Genomic DNA, 15,991 nt, shown 5'->3' with positions numbered 1-15,991 from the left:
TAAAAACGCAATTTAGCCAGTAATCGTAGCAAGGTATGAAAGATACCTTCTAAAAATGGTTAGACTAAGCAAGGAATTATTATGGAGCAGAAAAAGCCAACAGTAACAAATGCCGATATAGAGTTGGTTATTTTTGACTGTGATGGAGTACTTATTGACAGCGAGATTTTGTGCAAGCGTGTACTGATTTCTATGCTGCATGACCTTGGCGTAAAAATAGATGACGATTACTTTGATAAGCACTTTTTAGGTAAGAGTTATGATTCTGCAAAAGCGCAAATAGCCGAAGATTTTAATATCAGCCTCCCCGTAGCGTTTAGGGATGATTATTTAACAGCGCTTCTAGCGGTGTTCGCTGAAGAGCTTATTCCCACACCTGGCCTAGAGACTATCTTACAGCGCCTTGTAGTAAGAAAATGTATTGCGACCAGTAGTCATCCTGAACGGGTCTCATTTTCTTTAAAAACAACGGCGCTAGAAACGGTTTTTAATGGATATGTAACTACTAGCGCAGAGGTAACACGGGGAAAACCTGCGCCCGATATTTTTCTTCTTGCTGCTGAAAAAATGCGGGTTCTACCTGAAAAGTGTTTAGTGATAGAGGATTCAGATGCAGGAATTGAAGGTGCGTTAAGTGCCGGAATGTTGGTAGTGAAATACACGGGGGCGAGTCATTTAGAAGGGAGAGTATCGAGTGCATTTGAAGGCGTACCGGTGATCGGGCACTGGCGCGAGCTCCCTGGTCTTTATCCAACGTTGTTTACACCATTTAACTAAGCTCAGTACTAATACCTCACAATATTGAAGGTACTTCTTAAGCTTATTTCCACTCTTCCCTTGTCTCCCATTGCTCCACCCAAGTAGGTAGGGCTTTGGAGGGCATAGGGCGTGCTATGCCGAACCCCTGCGCGAGCTCACAACCTAGTGCTAATAATGATGCTCCATGGGCAACACTTTCCACACCTTCAGCGATAACACTGCGGTTAAATGAATTAGCCAGCGCTATTACACCAGTAACAATCGTTTTATCTTCTAAGTCTACTAACATATCGCGAACGAATGACTGGTCTATTTTAATCACCTCAGCGGGCAGGCGTCTTAAGTAAGTTAAAGACGAATAACCCGTTCCAAAATCATCAATAGCAAAGGTTACACCGAGATTTACACAGTCTTCCATAATCTCAGACACCTTTTTGATATTAGATAGCTTGCTGGTTTCAAGTACTTCTAATTGGATGGCTTTAGGTGGTGTTTCGGGTACTTTTGAAAGCAAATGTTCTAAACGAGTAGGGAAGTTTCTTTGTTGTATCTGCAATGCAGAAATATTCACGCTAATTTTGATGTCTATGCCCAATTGTTTCCATTGGTGGTACTGGCGCAACGACTGTTCAATAACCCATTCGCCAACATCAATACTAAGCGGATGATTTTCGATGAAGGGTAAAAACTCTGCCGGAGAAAGAAGCCCGCGGGTTGAATGCTGCCAGCGAATCAGCGCTTCTGCGCCAACGATTTCCCCCGTACGCATATTCACTTTAGGTTGGTAGTAAAGTTCAAATTCATTGTTTTTAAGAGCGCTGCCTATATTTTTAACTGTTTCGTGGCGAGTTTTAATCGCATCTTCTGACTCGATATCGAAAAGGTGGAAACAGTTTTTACCTTTCTGTTTCGCTAAATACATAGCTTGGTCTGCATGTCTAATTAGCTGCTCGGCATCGGTATCGTCGGTAGGGTAGACGGTTAATCCAATGCTCGCTGAGACTTTAAGTTCATTTTCACCATATTTAACTGGGGTTGAAGCTGCTTTGAGCATGTTCTTTACAGTAGACCTAAAGTCTTGGGCTTGCTTTAAATTGGTAAGTACTGCTACAAACTCATCTCCACCAAAACGGGAAATGGTATCTCCCTGGTTGAGCGTGCTTTTGAAGCGGTGAGCCAGTGTAATAAGTAGCTCGTCTCCCACGCTGTGTCCAAACGTATCGTTTATCTCTTTGAACCCGTCTAAATCAAGCAAAGCAACAGCGGCGTAGCGTTTATCGGTCTGACATTGCCTAAGTGCACTATCCAAACGTTCAGCGAGTAGAGTGCGGTTAGGTAAGTTAGTTAAGATGTCGTAGTGAGCCATCTGCTCAAGACGATATTGCTGTTCTTTTGTCTCGGAGATATCGCTAAAAATAGCAATGTAATTTTTAACCGTGCCGTCATCGTCTTTTACAGCACTAACTGTTAGTAATTGAGCATATATTTCGTGGTTTTTTCTCTTGTTCCAAACTTCTCCCGCCCAATAACCGTCATTGATAATTGACTTCCATAGGTTCTCGTAAAATTCCTTAGACTGCTTTCCAGATTTAAACATACTGGGCTTATTGCCTAATACTTCGCTTCGGGAGTAGCCAGTTATCTCTTCAAAGGTTTTGTTTACATCAATAATGTTCGATTCGCTATCGGTAATAAAGATACCTTCTCTGGCGTGAGAGAAGACGCTGGCTGATAGTTTTAATTTGTCTTCTAATCGTTTGTTTACGGTAATGTCTTGAACTAATGAAACGACGCTTATTACTTTGCCAGAGAAGTCCAAGATTGGGGTGCTGTACCATTCGCAAGTGATTGTTTCGAGCAATCGAGTGAGGTTATCGTTTACTCTACGAACAGTTTTTTTGCCCTCGACTAGTATTTCGAATACGTCATTTATTTCATGGCGTAATTCAATTGGAACCACAAGCTCCGAGGCATGCTTACCTATAGCTTCTTCCTTGCTATAGCCAAAGATCAATTCAGCCGATTTGTTCCAATCAGTGCAGATGAAGTCAGTATCCCAGGTTACGCACCCTAAAGGTGTGTTTTCAATATGACTCGCTAAGATATCTCGACTTTCCTGCAGTGAATTTTGACTATCAATAAGTTGTTTTTCAGCATCTAGGCGCGTTCTAGCCATCTGTGCAAAGCGTAGTTGAAGTTTTCTTAGCTCTATACTGCCCTTTGTCGATGTCTCATCAACTTCTTTACCTTCGGCCAACGCTGTAGTCGACTTCAAAAGCGTTTTTATGGGTATCAAAACGTTTTTTCGTATTAGCCATACTGAAACACCGACGAAAAACAAAACGATTAACGCTAATATAAGGGTGGTTGTCATCAACCTGGTATCAATTGCTTCAAACGTGTGTTTCAGCGGAATACCAATGGTGATGTTGATATGCTGCCCATCATCAAATAGCGGGTGAGTTACATAAACGCGTTGGTAGGGGTCTTCACTCAAAAAAACAGTATTATCTAATGATGTGTTCGTATATTCGCTCTTATTTTCCTTTTCTTTTCCCTCTATTTCTAGCAATGTGCCTAGCAGTTCTTGTCTAACGGGGAATGCTGCTAATATTTTGTTTTCACTATCAGTTATAAATGCAACGGTATTATCGGGTAGGTAAGACTCAGAGAGTATCTCGTTCCACCAGTTGAGCGATATAACAGCTACAACCAAACCGACTAAATTACCTTGATTTGGGTTTATGACGGGGTAGGCGAAATTAATACTGGTTAAATTCGTAGCCCTGTCTATTTGGAATTCACTGATTGAGAATTTACGGGTTGCGATAGCTTGTTGTATATAAGGTCGGTCGTAAACGTTTACCGAACGTTTTAATTTTCGGGCATTACATAACAATTCACCGTCTGCCCTTGGTACACCTAGATTGACATAATTACTGTTTACTTTGAGCACGTTAGCAAGAAAACGGCTACATTGTTCTGTACTTGGTTGTTGTACTGCGTCGAATTGCGCTAAGTTTTTAAGAAAATGTCGCGTTTCCTCAATAAGGTTGGCTTGTATTTTAGAGTGTGTTTTTGTTGTGTTGACTGCCTGGCTAACTGCCGCTTTTATCGCTTGCTCTCTTTCCACGTAGGCGTCGTAAGATATGCCAATGAAGCCGGGTATGGCAATCATTGAAATTAGAATAATAACTCTTACCTGTAGCGTCTGAAAAAGTTGTGACATGTAATTCGATTAAATCCATTTAAGCTGAGTAGTTTGGCGAACATCAGTGATTTTAGACATTCACAACTTTCTAAAAAATTATATGTGCGATCAGTTAATAGCAGCTAGAGCCAGTATAGTAAAAATATTATAGAACGGTTATTAAAGATAAAATGATCAGTTTAAGTAAAGGTGATTCAACTTTTATAGGTGCAGGCTTTCTTTAAAAAAATATAGCCATTAGCTATCCCTTCTTAGCGAGTGCTATTGATAAGTAATACCATTCCAGCATTCCCACGCTTCGTTAGGAAACTTACCAGCATCTTCTGGGTGGGCAATTATCTACGCGGGCAGGTATACACGGGGCTGATCTCAAACGCGAAAAAACATAAAAGTAGAAAACTAGGGTTTAAAACAAACAAAGCCTCATGCGAGGCTTTGTTTCGGGTTACATCAGTGTAATTTTAAAGTACATATTACTTATAAAAGTAAGGGCCAACCCAGCTAAAGCTCTCACCGTTAATGTCAACTTTGTGTTTTGCACTGTTGTTATTACTGCTGTTAGCAATAATAAAAAGCTGTGTACCGCCCTTTACGTCGGTAATACGCACACCAGTATACGCGTCGCTATCTAAAACGACCTCAAGGTTTTTGATACTGCTTCTTGAGTTAATCGACGATTCACTCACTGGGCTGTATGAACCATGAGGTTCTACGACAGAAACAAACAAAGTATCTTGAGTGTCATTTCGTCTAAGCGTAATAGCAGCGTCGCGACGTAGATTGAAGTCTGGATCGTTCGCGCCAATGCGAGTCAAATACACCTCGTCTTCAGCGTTGGTAACCGTAGTCAGCGTATAATACTTGCCATGCTGAAGCCACTGGAACTTAGTGTTACCTTCACTCGCGTTACCCTTGCCCTCTACAAATAAATGTTGATAGCCATTGTCTTCACCAAATGGTGATAACGTGGTAGGTGACTCGTGAGTAAAGTTCTTATCAATTATCTGCCCCATGTAATAGAAGGGCAGGTCGTATTGATTTTTCTTATCAGAATCAACGCGTAAAATGTCTAGTACAAACGGCTTTTCGAAGTTTTCGTCTTTGATTACCGCCATGGTGCGGTGCATTAACGTGCCCGGGTAGGCATTTTCTTCTGTTGCACTAACCACTTTTACGTTGTCATCTTCTGCGTTAAAAGTGAAAAGTTCTGAGTGATGCTGGCTGGCAACGTCGTACTCACCATCAAAATGCTTTGTGCCATTTATTGATAAAGTATTATGTGCAATGGTTGTCTTAGCCCACGTGGTATTTTCTTTTAGATAGTTACCACCGCCTTTTTGACCGATATTTACAAAGCGAGCTAGGCCATAATCTTGCAGAACTTCCTCGCCTTTTTCGTATAAGGAGAACGATAACTTATCGTAATGACCGTGACTCAGACCCTGCGCGGCATATTTAAACACCAGGGTTAGATCTTCATTGCCATAACGCAAAATACCTACACCGCCTTGGTCACCGTTAGGGCCATCACTTAAATTTACGGAAGACTTTACAAAAGGAACCGCTTTGCCATCTCGAATATCAATAGCGGCTTCAAGCCCCGACTCTTGAAGAAGTACTTGTCCTTGCTTTTCTACCACGCTTAACAAGCGGGGATCTTTCTCTCCGTAAAAGTACGCGAGATCCACAGCGGTAACTAAAGAGGCTTTTTTATAAGACATGCCTTTTTGTGCATCGTTAAGCGGGAAGAATTCGCCATCTGCGTCAGACAAATTAAGAAGCGCATCGATACCTTTTAACAACACATTGTCTTTGTGCTGTAGCACTTTTAAGTCTGGACGATTGTTCTCCATTGCCAGCGCAAGTATTAGAAAAGGATACATTGCATAGCGCTGATAGTACGGGCCTTCGGTATAGTAGCCATCAGGAGAAAAAGGCTCTTCTAAATTAGCGAAAAAGCCCTTACGCTGACCTTCTACTTTAATCGTGCCGCCATCGTTGTCTTTACCACCTACTTCTAAGCCATCGTCTTCAATACCATAAAGCGCGCGTTGAATAAGCTCTTCATCGTTCATAACCAGACCAATCATGCCTACAGCAGCAATGCCCCAAGTACTGTGGTTATGTACGCGGTTAAAAAATTGTGGGTTTTCTAATGAAATGAAATCGGCAAACGGACGGAATAAATTGTCCTCAAGTGTTTTGCGTTCATCAGCAGAAAGATAATCATAGATGGCATCATAGGCTTGGCTCATGTAAACCAGCCAATTGCTGTCGTTTAGGCATTGCCAGAATAATTTACCCCGCGAATATGAGCGCTCTTGCGGGTGAAGGGGTAAGTCTTTGTACATGGCTTCATATTGAAACAACATGTCACGAATATATTTGGCGTACTTTTCATCTTCTAACACTTGATAAAGAACGCCAGCTTTTTGCGCAATAAAGAAGTTTTGTTTATGGCGCTGGTGGGTATAACCACCTGAGAAATCCTTTGGAATAGGCGTATCGATACCCATTGCAATTTCGGCATCTACTTCTTGCTTAACGGTTGCCAAACTTTTATCAAACAGAGGAACTTCACCCAAGTTTTCTCTCATTCTTTCTACGCCAGGCTCGGTAAGAATAAGGTTAGGATGACCTTTTGCTTCGCTAGCAAAAGACGACAGGCTGATACCAACAGCTAGCATGGTAAGGCTAAATTTTTTGATGTTCATTGTATTTATTTCCTTGTTATCAAATAGCCATTGATGAAAACAGGCAACAACGGTTGTAGGGTAAAAATGTTGTTATTTAAAAATGACAATTTGTAATAAACACAATAACAGAAGTTAAAGGAGAATGGAGTAGACCAATTAAATCTTTTGGTAAATTTTATTTTTTAATTGGTCAGACAGGTTTGGGGCGGTCAGCTCGTTAGAATTGATGCTCTTCTATCGACGCGAACAACTATGAAAAAGACTGTTGCGAAATAGAGCTTATGAAATAGTGCTAGTGCCAACGCTTATTCATCACACAAGCTGCAATTTGCTAAGTATTCCAAAAGCCAGGGCGGTAATAGGTAAAGACACCAATGTGCTTACTGCGATTATGCTTGCCGCTAAGCGATAATCCCCGCCTAAGTTTCTAACCATTACATAGCTTGCTGCAGCAGTAGGTGAGATAGCTAAGAGGAGAACAATGCCTAGTTCCATTCCTTTAAAGCCAAGTGCATAGGCAAGAACAACCAATACAAAGGGATAGACTACGCATTTACTGGTAGTGCTAAGTACAATATTAAACCAGTCACTGGAAAAAGAGCGGAACTGTAGTGAGGCGCCTGTGCATATAAGGGCAAGAGGCAGGGTAAGCTGTGCGAAGTATTCCCCTGTTTTCACTAGGGTATCTGGAAGTTGCCATTCAAAGTATGAAAAGGGCAGGGCTGCGGCAATTGATAAGATCAACGGGTTTTTCGCCATGCCGGTAACTTGGCCCATTAAGGAGCGCGAAGTACCTTGGTAAAAGTTAAGAACAAAAACTGAAAGTACATTAAATAAGATGGTAATACACCCCATGTAGACAGACGCTACAGCTAGGCCCTCTTGCCCATAGGTGTTAGCGCAATAGGCTAAGCCGATAATACCCATATTGGCTCGAAAGCCGCCCTGAACAACTACACCTCTGGCTTTATACGGATGTACTGTCAAATGTGAAATAACCATAAGCGCTGCAAATACGATAAGTGTTCCTATCACTCCCACGCTCATAAGGGATAGATTTGCGGCTTTGGAAAAGTCAGCTCTGGCGATTGATAAGAACAGTAGAGCAGGAAGCGCAACGTTAAATACCAGCTTTGACCCAGCCTCTATAAAGCCTTCATTCAGCCACCTAATACGAAAGAAAAGCCATCCCATCAAAAGAAGGATCAATACAGGAATAAGCGTACTGGTAATAAAGCTAAGCATAAAAAGAACTAACGCCTTTGAGTAAATTTGCGAAACAAAACAGTAGATTGCTGCTTTTTGAATAGGAAGAAAGAGCCATAGTATGCCAAGTTTATGCTCTTATGCATAAAGTAAATTGGTAATACCTCAGAGAAAAAGTAGCTTTATCTGGTGCTGATTGGCAAACCTGTACGCAATACATTCTGATAAGCGTGGCGTAAGTTAATACCAGCAATAATTGACCAGTATTTCGTTGAGCCTTGTGTTGTATCTAGCAAAAGCTCACGGGCGAAACAAGGTGGTGCTGTGGAACGAAAGAGCGGCAGTATCTACTCCTTAAAGCTGTATTGTGCTTTTTGCTGTAGAGCAAGATTCTCTCAGTACGAGTTCACAGGGAACTAGGGTACGGGTGTTAAAGGCCTTTCCGCTTTTTATCTTGTTCAATAGCATACTCGCTGCTTCACTGCCTATTTCATACGGTTGCTGTCTTACCACGGTTACCGGAACTCTGAAAAATTCTGCCATAGGTATTTCTTCAAAACCTAATAAAGAGACGTCGCCTGGAATATTAATGTTTGCTTGTTCTAGCGCCTTTAACACATCAACGGTAATGGCAATTTGTTGAGTGAAAAAAGCGGTAGGGGCTAATTCGGATTTAAGAAGCTCTACCGGCGATGCGGCTAGCCCTTTAGTTCTGCTCCAATGGAGGATTAGCTCTTCTTTAACCGGTAGGTTGTGTTTGTTGTGAGCGTCCACGAAGCCCTGATATTTCTCATGGCGAGACTTTACTGTTTCAAACTGTTGAGTGACAAAGCAAATATTCTTATGGCCTAGTTCGATAAGATACTCGGTAGCCTCGAACGATGATCGTTTGTAATCAGCAACAACAATACCCGTATCGCAATCATCATGCTCAAGCTGAAACTGAACTACAGGAACAGTATTGTTGGAAATATCTTCGATTAGCTTCGCATTGTTACCACAGGACGCAATAATAACGCCATCGACATTAAGCTGGCATAGTGTCGTTAGCGCACTTTTCTCTGTAGCTGGATCGAAGTCAGAGTTATAAATAAACAGATCGTAGCCATGCTTTTTGCAGTAATCGTCCATTCCTCGTATCGCTTGGCTTGTGTAATAACTTGCGATATCGCGAACAATCACGCCCAGTGTTCGGGTTTTATTGGTTTTTAAACTACGCGCAATATTGTTAGGTACATAATTTAATTCCTCGACTGCTTTTTGCAAACGAAGGCGGGTATCTAACGACATGAAATCGAAGCGACCGTTTAAAAATTGAGATGCGGTACTTTTTGAAACGCCTGCTTTTGTCGCAACGTCTACGAGTCTTACTTTGTTTTTATTCATTTTATGTTCTCTAACTGCTTACGTAACAAATAGTTTTCCGCATTACTTAGGCGCTACCGCGTCGCCTAATTGTAAAGAAGAAAATGAAACACTGGTATAGTTACCTGCTTTTTTATCTAGCTCCCAATTTCCTGTGCCGGGGCATGCAGGGTAGCGAAACGTTGGCGCATCCTTTGTGCTGCATTGGTTATACGCCCCAACTTTGAAAAACAACCAGTCGTTTTTGTATCCAATAGGGTCGTCGTGCTTATCAACACTTCCTTTAGCATCTACGTTATCTGCCAAGTTTATTTGGTGTTTCACTGTGGGGTGATTTGCAGCTGAAAACGTAAGGTACATGGTATCGCCATAAACATTAATCTCATAGCTAAACGATTCACCTAAGGCTATGCCTTCGCTGCCAGGGTCAGTGTCATCGTTCCATCCATCTCCCCATACCGGATAAGCAATATCAATACGCTCTGGATGGCTCTCAGGAAGATTCCTCTCGTAATTCCAGAAAACGGTTCCTGTTTCGTGGTTAGGGTACTTTTTGTAGTAAATTTTTAGAGGCTCATTACCCCAACCAAAGCCAGCGTCTTCCGATTTTTCATCATTTAATTTTGCAGCATGGATCTGGCCCACTACCACGGAATAGGCGGGTGGTTTATCGGCATACTTTGCGTTTAACGACACGTGATTAACTTTTAGTGTGGCTTGCATTCGCCCGCCTATAGCAGCAAAGTTTTCACTATTCGGTGTGGAGGTTAACGCGAAGTAATTACTAGGGCTTTCATAACTTGGAACTTGCCCATTTTCGCTGGTATAAATTTGTCTAAGTTCACTACGTGTGTTTGTTGAAGTGGGTGACGTGAAGCCTTTGTTAGGGGCCACAAATACCATATTGTCATTGTTATCTAAGTAGAAGAATGTATCGTGCTGATAATGTTTGAGTGCGTCATTGTTAACTCGATCTGCAGCACCATCACCGTCTTCATCAACGGGAAGCATAATATTCCAACCACTCAAATCGAATTTATCACCGGGTACTCGGTCGGAACCCCCTTTGTCTTCAGATAGTGCGTTGCCATTGCAGCCCACAATAGTGAAAGTAATAAGTATGTTAGCCGCAACCAATGGCGTTCTTATTTTCATAGAATTAACCTAGGGTGTTTGTTATAGATTGGGAGAGAGAAATTAGCGCTGCAGCAGGCTACAGCGCCTAATAAAGGTGGCGCGCTTCTTACCAGCGGCCTCTTACTCCGAATGTGAAACGACGGTCTGCTTCACTGTACTGCCAAATACTGCCCAGCTCTGTTACTTGAGTAATGGGTTCTGCTGTTAAGTTCACCGCATTGGCGACTAACGTTATGTTTTCGTTTATGTCGTAGCTCGCTGAGAAGTCGAATTGACCTCTAGCTTCACGGTAATTATTGCCCAATGTCGGATCGAAGAAAGGTTCGTCAGGGTTAGTTCTGTTGTAAATACCTGTGGCTAATGCGCCAACTGGACGAACGCGTTTTTCATCCTGAGAGTCTAGATATTTGTCACGCCAGTTGTAAGCAAGACGAACTTGGAAGCCGGCGTGTTCCCAATAAATTTGCCCATTGAATGTATTGTTAGAAATATCTAACAAAGGGTTACCGTCGGGCTGTTCGCTATCTGCGTAAGTGTAGTTGGTGCTTATGCCAAGCCCAGACCACATACCAGGTAAAAAGCTGAACTGTTGCTGGTAGGCAAGTTCGATACCTGTAACTTCACCACTTCCGCCGTTTACGTCAGTATCTATAACAATACCTGTTAGTCCTGCATCACGCTGAGCTTCAACATAGGCAAGGTCTTGGTCGCCCGTTACGTAGTTCACATCGGCTTGGCTAACACCCGCGGTATCAAGCAAGCATACGTTTACATACTCAGTGACGTTTTGCCCTTCTATCGTGTTCGGGTCTGCTTGACATGAACTGCTAGCAACGGTGAAGGATTTAACATCTTTGGTGAAGGATTTAACATCTTTGTAAAAGATAGCCGCAGACACCATACCGCCGTCACCAAAGTAGTGTTCCGCTGAAAAATCATATTGAGTAACGCGATAGGGGTCTAACTGATAAGAGCCTTGCGTACCTGTTACTAATGAGTTGTCGACATTAAGCGCTGGACTTAACTCGCCAAATTCAGGTCGCCTCATCACTTTTGCGGCCGCAAAGCGAAGAATAGTTTCATCTGTTAGTGAATACGTGGCATTTAAGCTTGGCAGAAAGTCTGAATAATCGTACTCGCCACTTTGATCAAACGTATTCGAAACGAGGTCTGTTTTGACATACCTTGCACCCACTACCGCTGTCAGTTTGTCGAAATCTAAATGAAACTGTGTATACAGCGCTTGCGTTTCTTCGTTAATTTGTGCGTAAGAGCCAGTGTTGCGAACCATGTTATCGTCAAGACTGCCGACGAGTTCATAGTTACTCCCCTCAAGCATTTGTTGTACACGGGCATAGGTGCCGTCTATATCATAGGCAAGCGCTGCACCATCGTACACGTAGTAATGGGTAAGAGCATTGTTACCCGAAATACCGGATTGATCGAACGAATTACTATGGTTAACTTCTTTAAAGCCGCCAAATGATTCATTAAATTCATCTACCCAAGTTGGTCGAAGTACACCATCGTATGTAACACTAGTTTGTAGGTTTTTCAGTTCACTACCATTGGTTCGCAGGTCGTATCGGTCTAGCTCATAATCTCTGTCTGTTGCGCGCACACCGGCTTTTATTTTGGTTAAAAAGCTAAAACTTGGAATGGGCTCAAGGTACTCTACGTCAAAGCGGACGGCGGTTTCCTCGTTTTCTTCGTAGTAGCGTTGGTGTGTGAACTGTCTTATAGCAAGGTTATCTGGGTTTAATAACGCGTCAGGATCTGAAAAAGCGATGCCAGGCACTTGCGAGCCATCACCTGTCATTGTCAGGGTAAACAGGTGCTCTGTAACGGTACCGTCTTCCTCGTATTGCGCTCTAGATATTGGACGTAGGTTAAATTCTGAATTCGTTCGCAAACTTTCAGATTTTGTATAAGCAATTTCACCTGATATTTTAAGCTTATCCGTAACAAACCATTCCCCGCCAAGTGCGTTAGAAGAAGTCTCATTGGTAGTAAAGTCAGCCCAAGTTTTAGGTTGGACAAATACACTACCTGAACCAAAGTCATTGAGTTGTCCTTCCGCATCACCATAAGCGTTATCAAGGATCAGGTCGCTATAGTCCTTACTATCGTTAAGTACAGAATAGGCTTCCTGCCCACCATCAAGCTCGGTGGTGTTAATGTCTAAATAAACAAATGCATCGGTATCTTTAGGCGCCCACTGCAACGAAAGGCCGTAAGCGGTTCGCTCTCGCTGCTCCGTTTTTTGCTCTACAGTATTTTGGCTGCGTACAAGGTAATTTCCGCTAGGAGTATTCGCTTGATCACTTGTACCGTCGCCATCTAGATCCAGTTCGGTAGGCGTTACAAGGTTGAAAAATTCGTCCCTTCTTAAAGTACGGTCCTGATATGACATAACCACGGAAGCGCCAAAGGTACCTGCATCACCTAAATCCCAATTGGTGCCAGCAGCACCAGAGAATATAGGTGCCCAGTTTTCCGCTTTGTCGGCGTACTCTCCATCGAGGGTGAAAGCCACAAGAGGTTCATTAAGCTCTAGCGGTCTGACCGTAGTCATGTTTATGGTTCCACCTAACGCACCCTCAATCATCTCTGGAGTAGGGGACTTCACCACTTCAACGGTTTTCAGAAAACTCGACGGAAAATCATCTAAACTAATACCACCTCGACCGCTGCCTGAAGTTGAACGGCCGTTTAGTTCCACTCTGTTTTGTGAGATGCCTCGTATGGTGACAGACTCGCCCACACCGAATTCTCGACTAATAGAAACACCAGTGATACGTTGCAGTGCTTCGGCTATGTTGTTGTCTGGTAGTTTTCCGATATCCTCGGCAACAATGGCGTCTACAATGCGAGAGTCGTATCGTTTAAGACGGGCTGACTCGGCAATACTACTGGCAATGCCTCGTACTTCTATAACTTCAACGTCATCGGCTTGTTCAAGCTCTTGATTTTCTTGAGCAAGCCCCTGTGATGCAAAGCCCACGCTAGAGGCAGATAGAATGGCAATAGTGAGTTTAGATAATTTATTATTCATTTCGCTTCTCCGAAAGCTGGTCCGCTTTATACCTCACAAACCCCGAATTAAAAATTTCATGTGAAGTTTTCTTTTGTTAACTAAACCGGTTTAGTTTTATGTTAATAAAAAATCCCGCCTGGCAGGATGTTTACATTAAAGTTACACTTTAGTTTAATTTAGTCAACATTATTCTTTCTTTTTCACCGAATAATTTTCTTTCTTACTGGGCGTTTAATGGGTAAATATATGATTTACATGCTTTTATTTTCGTTCTAAAGCATTAAAAGACACTGCTTTAGCCAAAAGTATAAGGCTGTTTTCCTCTTAAACTTGTTTGAAGGCCTAATATAAATATATGAAATTTAAGCTTATTTTTATTTTTCGTATCACTTCTTTGCATTTTTAAAATGTTATTTTTGTGTTTCTATTTTGTTGACATGGCATATTGCTGTGTTAATTTGAAAAGATACTAAAACGGTTTATCAATAAGATTTTTGATAAAAATAAGGAGTCAAAGTGAATTCATTGTCTGGAAAAAAAGCCCTAGTCACTGGCGGTGCAAGTGGTATTGGGGGAGCAATCTCTTCTGAACTAGCGGCGCAAGGCGCAACTGTTATTGTTCACTATTACCGTTCTGAAGATGCGGTAAAAGAGCTACAAAAAGAAGTTTTGGAATCGGGTGTGGGAGAAATAATCCCTGTCCAAGCCGATTTAACGAACGAAGAAGCTGTGAATGAGTTTGCTAAAACGATCCTCTCTTTAACGTCTTCTTTGGATATTTTAGTGAATAACACCGGAGATCTTGTAGAACGCCATACGCTAGACGATATAGACAATGCGTTCTGGGAAAAGGTCATGGCGGTGAATGTCACCTCAACCATGATGGTTAGTCGTGTACTCCTTCCCCTTTTGAAATCGGCAGACGATGGGGCTTCGATAGTGAATTTGTCTTCTTTAGCGGGAAGAAAGGGAGGCCATGGAGGCTCGCTTGCGTATTCAACGTCGAAAGGAGCGGTACTCACCTTCACTCGTTCACTAGCGGCTGAACTTGCAGGCGAAGGTATTCGAGTTAATGCGGTTACACCTGGTCTTATATTAGGGACGCGCTTTCATTCAACTCACACCACCGATGAATCAGCGAACAAAACCATTAGCGAAATACCGTTGAAGCGTGCGGGAAATCCCCGAGATGTAGCTCGCGCAGTGGCCTATTTAGCATCGGAATACAACGGGTTTATAACAGGCGCCACCTTGGACATTAACGGTGGCGTATACATGGCGTAAGCCTGGCGAAGCTTGATGCGTGCCGAATAAATTATAAAAAGAGGTAGTACAATGTTGCCGATTCTCAAAAAGCTAATGGCATTCGGGCCGGCGTTCTTTGCAATAGGTTACACCATAGGAACAGGTAGCGTTACATCTATGATAGTGGCGGGCAGTACTTACGGAATGTCGCTATTGTGGGTTTTGTTTTTAAGTTGCCTGTTTTCAGGAGCGCTCATATATGCCTATGGCAATTACGCCATAGTCACTGGCGAAACAGCACTTTTTGCGTTTAAAAAGCATCTTAAGTTCGGACGTACTATCGCCATCTTAATTATAGTCGGCGTGACATTTGGGCAATGGAATTCCCTCATGGGCATTCTTGGTATTTCGTCAAACATCATATTTGAGATGCTGGCGCTTTATTCCCCCGCTCTTAACCAATATAAGTACGAGCTGGTATTAGGCATTGCAGTGTCTGTCATCGGCATTATGTACGCCATTATGCTCATCGGTAGATATTCGCTTTTTGAAAAAATACTGGTGATGTTTGTTTCGTGCATGGGAATTTCTTTCGTATTCTCACTCTTTGTTGTCCGCCCGCTTCCTTCCGAGGTCGTTGCTGGCTTTGTACCTTCAATACCCGATGTACCAGGCGGAAAGATGATGGTGGCTGCGTTTGTGGGCACAACAATGGCCGCTGCCACGTTTTTATCTCGCCCTTTGTTTATTCAGGGCAAAGGCTGGGGCATGGCTAATCAGGGGCAGCAAAAGAAAGATGCAATTGTTGCAGCCATTTTGGTATTTATCATAAGCGCATCGGTTATGGCTGTTGCCCATGGTGCACTGTTTCACGAAGGGAAAAAGATTACGCATGTATTAGACATGGTGAATGCCCTTGAGCCAATAGCAGGCAAAACGGCATTAACCGTATTCTTTTTCGGGACGCTAGCTGCAGGGCTTTCTTCCGTGTTTCCTTGTTTGCTAATAGCCCCTCTTCTTATTGCAGATTATCGCTCTGGTAAGCTAGATACCAAATCAACACAGTTCAAAGTGATAACAGGTATCGCTTGTTTGGTGGCACTCATTATTCCCGTGTTCGGCTTCAACCCCATAAAAGGGCAAATACTTTCTCAAGTATTCAATGTGTTTGTATTGCCATTAGTCACTTTAGGCATCTTAATTTTGGCAAACAAAAAAGCCTTAATGAAAAAAGATGCGCCAGGAAAGTTGCTAAATACACTACTAGTAATGGCTTTTATTTTTGCGGTGATTATTTCAGCTAACGGCGTGGTAGCGCTTTTGGAACAAGTATAA

Annotated in this window: 9 protein-coding genes; 3 read left to right on the top strand and 6 right to left on the bottom strand. The window is 42.5% G+C overall.

Translation table 11 applies throughout. The annotated features are described in order from the left end of the window. The first annotated feature begins 81 nt into the window (after nucleotides 1-81). Nucleotides 82-777, top strand: a complete 696-nt coding sequence (locus PCAR9_RS16200; RefSeq protein ID WP_179984504.1) for an HAD family hydrolase — start codon at nucleotides 82-84, stop codon at nucleotides 775-777. A 43-nt stretch (nucleotides 778-820) separates the two neighbouring features. Here the strand turns inward: PCAR9_RS16200 and PCAR9_RS16195 are convergent, their stop codons facing one another. From PCAR9_RS16195 to PCAR9_RS16170, 6 genes are all read right to left on the bottom strand, one after another. Beyond that, the gene (locus PCAR9_RS16195) at nucleotides 821-3,988 is read right to left on the bottom strand and encodes a bifunctional diguanylate cyclase/phosphodiesterase (RefSeq protein WP_179984503.1); all 3,168 of its coding nucleotides are present in this window, start codon (nucleotides 3,986-3,988) and stop codon (nucleotides 821-823) included. Between the two features lie 455 nt (nucleotides 3,989-4,443). Next, nucleotides 4,444-6,684, bottom strand: a complete 2,241-nt coding sequence (locus PCAR9_RS16190) for an alginate lyase family protein (RefSeq protein ID WP_179984502.1) — start codon at nucleotides 6,682-6,684, stop codon at nucleotides 4,444-4,446. 294 nt (nucleotides 6,685-6,978) lie between these two features. After that, nucleotides 6,979-7,911, bottom strand: coding sequence for an AEC family transporter (locus PCAR9_RS16185; RefSeq protein WP_179984501.1), 933 nt, complete (start codon nucleotides 7,909-7,911; stop codon nucleotides 6,979-6,981). Between the two features lie 315 nt (nucleotides 7,912-8,226). Then, nucleotides 8,227-9,258, bottom strand: coding sequence for a substrate-binding domain-containing protein (locus tag PCAR9_RS16180; protein WP_179984500.1), 1,032 nt, complete (start codon nucleotides 9,256-9,258; stop codon nucleotides 8,227-8,229). A 42-nt stretch (nucleotides 9,259-9,300) separates the two neighbouring features. Further along, nucleotides 9,301-10,392, bottom strand: coding sequence for a polysaccharide lyase family 7 protein (locus tag PCAR9_RS16175; RefSeq protein WP_179984499.1), 1,092 nt, complete (start codon nucleotides 10,390-10,392; stop codon nucleotides 9,301-9,303). Between the two features lie 88 nt (nucleotides 10,393-10,480). After that, on the bottom strand, nucleotides 10,481-13,429 hold the full coding sequence (locus tag PCAR9_RS16170; RefSeq protein ID WP_179984498.1) for a TonB-dependent receptor: 2,949 nt from the start codon (nucleotides 13,427-13,429) through the stop codon (nucleotides 10,481-10,483). Nucleotides 13,430-13,927: 498 nt separating this feature from the next. On the opposite strand from PCAR9_RS16170, the gene PCAR9_RS16165 reads away from it, so the two are divergent. Together PCAR9_RS16165 and PCAR9_RS16160 are read left to right on the top strand one after the other, a co-directional pair. After that, the gene (locus PCAR9_RS16165; RefSeq protein ID WP_179984497.1) at nucleotides 13,928-14,695 is read left to right on the top strand and encodes an SDR family NAD(P)-dependent oxidoreductase; all 768 of its coding nucleotides are present in this window, start codon (nucleotides 13,928-13,930) and stop codon (nucleotides 14,693-14,695) included. A gap of 51 nt (nucleotides 14,696-14,746) precedes the next feature. Further along, the gene (locus PCAR9_RS16160; RefSeq protein WP_179984496.1) at nucleotides 14,747-15,991 is read left to right on the top strand and encodes an Nramp family divalent metal transporter; all 1,245 of its coding nucleotides are present in this window, start codon (nucleotides 14,747-14,749) and stop codon (nucleotides 15,989-15,991) included.

Origin of the sequence: Alteromonas macleodii (assembly GCF_903772925.1) — a bacterium.
GTDB lineage: Bacteria > Pseudomonadota > Gammaproteobacteria > Enterobacterales > Alteromonadaceae > Alteromonas > Alteromonas macleodii_A.
The sequence above is the reverse complement of the archived record's forward strand: the minus strand, read 5'-3'. Positions and strand labels throughout refer to the sequence as shown.